Source organism: Variovorax sp. WDL1 (assembly GCF_001541225.1).
Lineage (GTDB): Bacteria > Pseudomonadota > Gammaproteobacteria > Burkholderiales > Burkholderiaceae_C > Variovorax.
The window spans coordinates 1-4,465 of the sequence record NZ_LMTS01000126.1; the positions used below are offsets into that span (position 1 = coordinate 1).

Below are 4,465 nucleotides of genomic sequence, written 5' to 3' on the forward strand. Positions count from 1 at the left end.
GGTCGTTGCTGCCGACGGCGAGGTTCGCGATGCCGCGGGCAAAGCCCTTGACCTGAATGTCGCCGTCGAGTTGCCCGGCGTAGACGCCGGCGCGCCAGTTCGCGTTGGTCCAGAGATCGGTGCCGGCCTGCAGGCCGCTCAAGCGGCCCTCGCTGTGCGGGCTGACGGTGCCGCGCTGCTGGAGGGTGCGGCCGGTGCTGAGCACGCGGCCCCAGGCGCGGCGCTCGCCGGTGGCGGAGCTTGCAGCGGCGGTTGGGGCACTGGCCGCGGTGCGCACGTCATCGTCGCCGGTGCGCTGGTGCAGGCTGCCGAGCATGGCCAGGTTGCCCTGGCGCAGTTGCTCGGGCAGGGCCGCGAAGAGGGGCACTTCGGCCCGATAGGTGGGGACCTGGATCGCCAAGAACTGTGACCCCGTGAAGGTCGGCAAAGTTGGTGCCGCCGGTGAAATCAGCGAGATCAGGGACATCGGAGAAAACGGCGCGTCCGGCGAAATCGACGAGTCCGGTGAACCCGCTGAATCCGCCTCCCCCGGGACACCTGGGACGCTAGGCAAGACTGCCCCCCCTGGCAAGACTGCCCCCCCTGGCAAGACTGGCGCGCCTGGCAGTACTGGCGAACCCGGCGAAACCGGAGCTGCGGGCACCGTGGGAACGGGCGGAGTCACCAAAGTGCTTGTGGAGCGCAGGTACCAGTTCTCCCCGGCGCCCGCGGCATCGCCAGGTTGCAGGCGGTATTCGTAGGCACCCGCATCGACATGGCCGCCCTGAAGGGCGAAGGCATCCCTGCTGGTCTGCGCGGTGGTGGTGGCGCCGTTGAGTGCACTGACGAGCTCGATGCCGTTGCCGCTAGTCAGCGCTCCAAGCCCGCCGAAATTCACCACCTGGACAGTTGTACGGCCGCTGGCCACGGCAGCAGGACCGCTGAGGATCAGCCGGTCGCTCGCGCTGGCGCTGTCCCCCAGGAAGGTGCCAAGGCGCAGGAGGCCGTTGCTGGCCGCATGAGGGCCGATGACCGTGAGAGTCGTGCCCGGCGTGTTGCCGACGAGGGAGACGGTCCCGGCATTGGCGAGGCCGGCGACGCTTTGGCTGAGGCCGGCCAGGTCCAGCGTGGCACCGGGGGCGACGCTGTGAGCCGAGGCAGGACTGAAGGTATTGGCAGCGCCGGCGCGCAGGGTGCCTTCGGTCACGGCGGTGGCACCGCCATAGCTGTTGGCACCCGAGAGGATGAGCGTGCCGCTTCCGATCTTGCTCAGGTCTCCAGGGCCGGTGATGGCGCCGGAGAGAGTGCCGGTGAAGGGGCCGGTATCGACGATGGGATCGACGGCGTCGGTGAAGGCGATCGGGTTGCCCAGGGCGAGGCCGTCGGCGGCAAAGCGCAGTGTGGTGCCTTCGTGCATGGCGAGTTCGCCAGTGCCCAAGGCACTGTTGTTGGCCACGGCAATGCCGCCTTGCTTCAGATCGGTGCCGCCCGTGTAGCTGTTCGCGCCGGCGCCCGTGAGCGTCAGCATGCCGGCGCCCGTCTTGGTCAAGGTGCCCGTGCCTGCGACGGCGCCGCTCACGGTCAGATCGACGTCGGTTTGCAGGGTCCCGCCGCGAGTGCCGAGGTTGACGCTGCGCGCGCTTGCAAAGGCATCGGTGGTTTGCAGCGTTGCCCCGTCGAGGGTCAGCGCACCCGACAGCGCGCCGAGGTTCTGGTCTGCCGAGACCGACAGCACGCCCCCTGTTGCCGTTGTGCCGCCTGTGTACGTGTTGGTCCCGGCAAGGGTGAGGGTGCCGGTGCCGCTCTTGACCAGCGATCCGCCGGCCCCGTCGATCGCCCCACTCACGACGGTGGACAGGTTGTTGCTGCCCACGGTGAGTTCGTTGGCGCCGAGGGCGTAGCGGCCTGCCCCTTCGATCGAGCCGGCCGAGAGCCTGCCATCCCCAGCGACCCCGGCGCTCGCGGAAAAATCGACCACACCCGTCGCGTTGTTGGTGATGGCCGCCTGGCCAGCGGAACCTGCGCCGTGGAAGGTCAGCGTGGCGTTGTTCTGGATGGCAGTGACGGCACCGGTGTCGGCGCTGGCGATCTCCAGGTTCGCGTTGTTGAGGATCGATCCCGCCAGCGTTCCGCCGGCCTCGAGCCTCAGCGTGCCGGCGCTGTTGGTGGTGCCTCCCGTGTAGCTGTTGGCGCCCGACAGCACCAGCGTGCCGGCGCCTTCCTTCGTCATCGCGCCGCTTCCCGCGATCGCCTGGCCGACGCGAAATGTCGCGTCGGCCAGGACGATGTCGAAGCCCCCTCCGCGCGCTCCCCATTGCATGGCCCGAGGGGTGGACGCGAACGCCGTGCCGGTGACTTGCAGCACGCCGCCGTCGAAGGTGAGTGCGCCCGACGTTGCCCCGAGATTGGCATCGCTCGAGACCGACAGCTTGCCGCCCGAGAGCGTGGTGCCGCCGCTGTAGCTATTGGTGCCCGTGACGGTCAAGGTGCCGGCACCGCCCTTGGTGAGAGTGCCGGTGCCCGAGACGGTATTGGCAAGGGTGTCGTCGCCCGGCTGCTCGATCAGCAGCGCGGCGTTGTTGGCGATAGCGCCGCTGCCGAAGCTGGCGGCGCTGCCGGCGAGAATGCCGGCACTGATTGTGGTTCCTCCCAGGTAGCTGTTGGCGCTCGTGAGGGTCAGCTTGCCGGCGCCGGTCTTGGTCAAACCGCCACTGCCTGAGACCCTGTTGGCAAGGATGCCGTCGCCGGGCTGCTGGATGAGCAACGCGGCGTTGTTGACGATCGCGCCGCTGCCGAAACTGGTGGCGCTGCCCGCCAGAATGCCGTTGCTGATGGTCGTGCCACCCGAGTACGTGTTGACGCCTGAGAGCGTCAGCTGGCGGACACCGGTATGGGTCAATGCGCCCTCTCCGCTGATGACGCCGCTCGCCGTGACGAAGTTGTTGATCTGAAACGTGCCGCCGCCTGCGCGCAGATCGATGTCGCGCGCCGTGGTGAAGGAACCGCCGCTGCGCAGGGTGCCGCCGTCGAAGGTCAGCCCCCCAGATGCCGCGCCCAGGTTGTTGTCTGCGGAGACCAACAGCACGCCCTCCGAAAGGGTGGTGCCGCCGGCGTAACTGTTGGCGCCCGAGAGCACCAGGGTGCCCGCTCCTTTCTTCGTCAAGCCGCCGTCTCCCGTGAGCACCTGCCCGACACTGAAGGTTCCAAAAGGCTGGACGATGTTGAAGCCGCCTCCGTTCGCGCTCATTTGAATCGTGCGGGCGGTGGAGCTGAATGCGGCGTCGGTGACTTGAAGAATTCCGCCATCGAAGGAGAGCGCTCCGGAAGCGGCTCCGAGATTCGCATCGGCCGAGACCGACAGTTCGCCGCCCGCGATCGTGGTGCCGCCGCTGTAGGTGTTGGTGCCGGTGAGCGTCAATGTGCCGGAACCGCTCTTGATCAAGCCACCTGCACCCGAGACGACGCCGGTGGAGGCCAGGGCGGCATCGGTCTGGAAGCCGCCGCCGGCAGTCCCCAGGGTGATGGCACGCGCCGTCGTGAAGGCCGCGGTGTTCTGAAGCGTGCCCCCATCGAGGGTCAACAGCGACGAGGACAAGCCGAGGTTCCCGTCCGCGGAGATCGACAGCGCGCCGCCATTGACGGTGGTGCCGCCGCTGTAGGTGTTGGTGCCCGAGAGAATCAGCCGTCCAGCGCCTCGCTTGGTCAGGCCGATGCTGCCGGCATTGCCGCCGACGCCGCCGGAACCGGTCTGGTCTGCGATCGCGTCGGCCACGGTCTGCGTGTCGCCTGTGCCAGGCGCGAGGACCAGCGTGCTGCCCGCGCCCTGCATGAAGATGCCGCCGCCAAAGGCCGAGCCGGCTTGCGCCACGCCGCCGCCGCTCGCCCCCGCGGATACGTCGTTCCCGCGCACCTCGGTGCTGCCGGTCAAGGTGAGCGCGCCCCCGTTCATGACAAAGATGGCGCCGCCCATGCCCGCACCGCCTCCGCCTGCGCGGCCGAACGTGCCGATCCCGCCATTGCCGCCGCCGAAACCGCCGGTTGCTGCAGTGAGGCCGTTGCCGCCGCCACCACCGCCGCCAAATCCGCCACGCCCTGCTCGGCTGTATCCGCCGCCGCCGCCGCCCCCGAAACCTCCGTTGCCTCCATTGCTGAAGTTGCCGCCGGCGCCGCTGCCGCCGCCACCGCCGCCGAGCCCGCCATCTCCGCCGGAGCCCTCATCGACACCGCCACCTGCGCCGCCACTGTACAAGCCACCGTCGTTGCCATTGACGCCAGTGCCGGTGCCGCCCGACGGGCCACCCCCATTGCCGCCGAAGCTGCTGCCGATCGCACTTGGCAGGCCGTCCTCGAACAAGCCACCGCCCCCATCGCCAGCCCTGTATACGGGGAAGCCGCTGCTGCCATCGCCCCCCATCCCACCGCCTCCGGCCCTACCACCGTTCTCGCTGAATGCCCGGCTGCCGCCGCTACCACCGGCGGCGCGGGT

Annotated in this window: 1 protein-coding gene; it reads right to left on the bottom strand. The window is 69.3% G+C overall.

What is annotated here, in order from left to right; all coding sequences use genetic code 11:
- Nucleotides 1-4,333 (bottom strand): autotransporter-associated beta strand repeat-containing protein (locus APY03_RS17085; protein WP_269747386.1); only part of this gene is annotated, 4,333 nt, incomplete at its 3' end.
- Nucleotides 4,334-4,465: the final 132 nt, after the last annotated feature.